Annotated in this window: 7 protein-coding genes; all 7 read left to right on the top strand. The window is 26.8% G+C overall.

Annotated elements, in window-relative coordinates; translation table 11 throughout:
* Nucleotides 1–339, top strand: a 339-nt coding sequence (locus HMPREF0202_RS15375) for a hypothetical protein (protein WP_023051087.1), incomplete at its 5' end; no start/stop codon positions are given.
* Nucleotides 340–350: 11 nt separating this feature from the next.
* Nucleotides 351–722: a hypothetical protein gene (locus tag HMPREF0202_RS12520; protein WP_023051086.1), complete on the top strand. Its 372-nt coding sequence runs from the start codon at nucleotides 351–353 to the stop codon at nucleotides 720–722.
* Nucleotides 723–777: 55 nt separating this feature from the next.
* Nucleotides 778–1,341 (top strand): hypothetical protein, encoded by a 564-nt coding sequence (locus HMPREF0202_RS12515; RefSeq protein WP_023051085.1) that lies wholly within the window; start codon nucleotides 778–780, stop codon nucleotides 1,339–1,341.
* A 353-nt stretch (nucleotides 1,342–1,694) separates the two neighbouring features.
* On the top strand, nucleotides 1,695–1,868 hold the full coding sequence (locus tag HMPREF0202_RS15145) for a hypothetical protein (RefSeq protein ID WP_156898028.1): 174 nt from the start codon (nucleotides 1,695–1,697) through the stop codon (nucleotides 1,866–1,868).
* Nucleotides 1,858–2,100: a hypothetical protein gene (locus HMPREF0202_RS12510; protein ID WP_040407496.1), complete on the top strand. Its 243-nt coding sequence runs from the start codon at nucleotides 1,858–1,860 to the stop codon at nucleotides 2,098–2,100. Before HMPREF0202_RS15145 ends, HMPREF0202_RS12510 begins: the two co-directional genes overlap by 11 nt.
* A gap of 2 nt (nucleotides 2,101–2,102) precedes the next feature.
* Nucleotides 2,103–2,243 carry a hypothetical protein gene (locus tag HMPREF0202_RS15140; protein WP_023051081.1) on the top strand — a complete coding sequence of 47 codons (141 nt, stop codon included), beginning with the start codon at nucleotides 2,103–2,105 and terminating at the stop codon, nucleotides 2,241–2,243.
* 27 nt (nucleotides 2,244–2,270) lie between these two features.
* Nucleotides 2,271–2,948, top strand: a complete 678-nt coding sequence (locus tag HMPREF0202_RS12505; protein WP_040407494.1) for a hypothetical protein — start codon at nucleotides 2,271–2,273, stop codon at nucleotides 2,946–2,948.
* The last annotated feature ends 27 nt before the right edge of the window (nucleotides 2,949–2,975 follow it).

Below are 2,975 nucleotides of genomic sequence, written 5' to 3'. Positions count from 1 at the left end.
AGTATTTTTGATAAAACTTTTGAAGAAATTCCATTAAATTTTAATGAAGAGTCAGTTATAGAACTTTCAGAGGAAGAGTATGAGGAAAAATATAAAGAGTTTCTAAAAGAAAATAAAGCTAAACACAATCCACATATGAGAAAATCTTTTGAATTGAAAAATAAATTTAAATACCAAATAGTAAAAAAAGAAATATTAGACTATTTAGATATTTCTAAAGATAAATTATTATCTAAAAATGGAAGACCTTTGAACGGTGGGGCATTAGAGTCAAGACTTATAAAACTATGTCAAGAAATGAATATTCAAATAAAATATAAAGATAAAATAATTAAATAATAGGGGGGATTATGTTTAATAAAAAAAAGGGGTTTATAATTGGATTTATTTTAGTAGGATGTTTTTGGGGGTATAGCTTTTATAGTTTTATAAACTACGGAAATTCTCTTGAAAAAATAGTAGCCAGTCAAACAGAAATTTTAAAAGTATATACAATGAAATTAGGATATTCTTATATTGGTTCTTCTCAATCTAGAAAACAAACATTTGATGAGGCAGAAAAAGCTTTTAATATTTTCAAAGATTTAGCTGGACTTATTTATCTAAAAAATGGCACTTATTTAAACTATATGGAAAATACTTTTTTTTCATTTGAAAATAAAGATTTAGAATATCTAGATTCTATGCATAACTATACAAAAGCTATTGTTTCAAATCTATAAAATATAATTATTTATATTTTTATAATAAAATAATATTTAAAGGGGGATTTTTTTTATGAAAAAATTATTACTACTTATCACTATTTTTATTAGTATTTTTATTGTTGGATGTTCTTCTACTCAACCAACTAGAGTCGCAACTGGAGTTCAAATTGAAAGGGTATCTGAAGAATTAGATGTTCAATTAATTTCAACAGCGAAATTATTTGAGAATACTTATATCGGAATATCAAAAGAAGGAGGAATAACTCTTAATGTCACGAATAAAACAGATGATGTTATTTTAATAAACTTAAGTCATAGCTCAATGACATTACACGGAATTTCTATGGAACCTAATACGTCAAGAGTTGTTTCAGGTAATGATAGAATTAAAAATTTAGGGGAAGCTTCATCTAATCTAATTTTGCCTCCTAAAGGAAGTATGAGAATAACATTATATCCTTCAGATTTAATGGACCCACAATATAATGGATACGGTACTTTGTTAGGCTTTAAGATAACACCAGCTTTTAAAAGTTATAATAAAATTAAATTGCTTTTAGCTTATTACGTTGAAGAAGGAAAAGAAATGAATTTAGCAAAAAATAAATACTTTATAGCAAACTACACACTATAACTTAAATTTAAGTGGGATTTAAATCCCACTTTTTTTTATGCTAATTACAAAAAAATAAAAAAGTGCTAAGTATAATTATGCTATGAAAAATGAAAGCCACCTATTTGCTTATTACAACTTTAAAATCTGTTGTTCCAGCGATGGGAGGACATGCCTATTTTAACCAATATTAAATTTGCTGCCATTTTTCAAAGGGGTTCCCCTATAGAAATTCCTAAATATAAAATTTATATTTTAGATGGAAAATTTTTTTTTAGAAAAAAATTATAAGCTTTACGCTCAGCATTTTACGTAGGTAAACTTAATATCTAGTATGGATGAAAAGTCCAATAAAAATATTAAGAGGTGATTTTATGAAGGATGTAACAGTAGCAACAAAGCTAAGTATAAAAGATACTGAGAGATTTAGGGAGATTGTTCAAATTCACTATAGAACTACAGTGTCAGAATATATTAGAAGATTAGTGGTTGATTTTTTAAATCAACATACTGAATTAAATTTAAAAGGTGATGCAAATGATAAATAATAACATAACAAGACTAGAGAAAATTTTAAAGGAAGATAAACTGAAATTTATTGAAGAATTAGGGTTTTTATTAAACCACTTGCAGATTGAGAACAAAACAGGAGATATAATTAAAGTCAAATTAGCTTTCAAAGAAAATATCAAAGAATTGAAGGAAGTAATAGCTACTAAGATGGAACTATTAGAAAAATTAGACAAAGTGAACGCAGTGTCGCACCTGATAAGGAGGTAAAAATGACTATTGAAAATTTAGAACTATTAGAAGATTGGAGTAAAGATTACTTCAATCTAAGTGAAGAAGAGTTTGAAGACTATAGAGATTTCATTAACCATAACATTGGATTTTATCCGAATTTTTTTAAGGAAGAGCTATAGCTCTTCCTATTACTGGAGGTATTAGAATTGGAAAGATATATGTATAAAGCTGGAATAGATACAATGGACATAATTGTACAAGACGAAAGCATAAAAGAGCTTAAAGAATTAATAGAGCTAGATAAAAATAGCATACTTAAGGCTATTAATAAGGTCAAGACTGGAAAAATAAAAGGATTGGAAAATCCAATACTAGTGGTTCAACCATCAAATTTTATAGACCACACAGAACTCTGTAATTATACTGATTTCAAAAATACTATAAAGGTATTATTAACAGATGTAAACCTATGTCAATATAGTGGAGTTAATAGGATAGACATAGCTTTTGATTTCAAAAAGGAATTAAAGGATATGGAAAAGATGGCAACATTTATTACTTTTGCAATTGGAAAATCAAAGAAACATAAGGACATGGATTATTTAAAACTGGTAGATTTAAAAACAGCTGAAACTAAGAATATAAAACTTGAAATAAGCCATAATTTCGAGCATGTTTTCTATGACAGAACAGACAAGCAAATTCAAAGAGGGCATAAATCAAAAACTAGAATGGAAATAAGGTATAAATATACACAAGAGGTTGGTAGTCTAGATTTAATATGTAATAAATACTTGAAAAATACAATGAAGATGTATAGAGATTTATATAAGCAATTACCATCTGTTGAAAATGAGTTAGCTAAAATATTATTGAGATTATAGGGGTCCCATCAGGAAAACGCGGAATAA

Source organism: Cetobacterium somerae ATCC BAA-474 (assembly GCF_000479045.1).
GTDB lineage: Bacteria > Fusobacteriota > Fusobacteriia > Fusobacteriales > Fusobacteriaceae > Cetobacterium_A > Cetobacterium_A somerae.
Note: the sequence above shows the minus strand (reverse complement) of the source record. Positions and strands in the feature narration are given on the sequence as shown.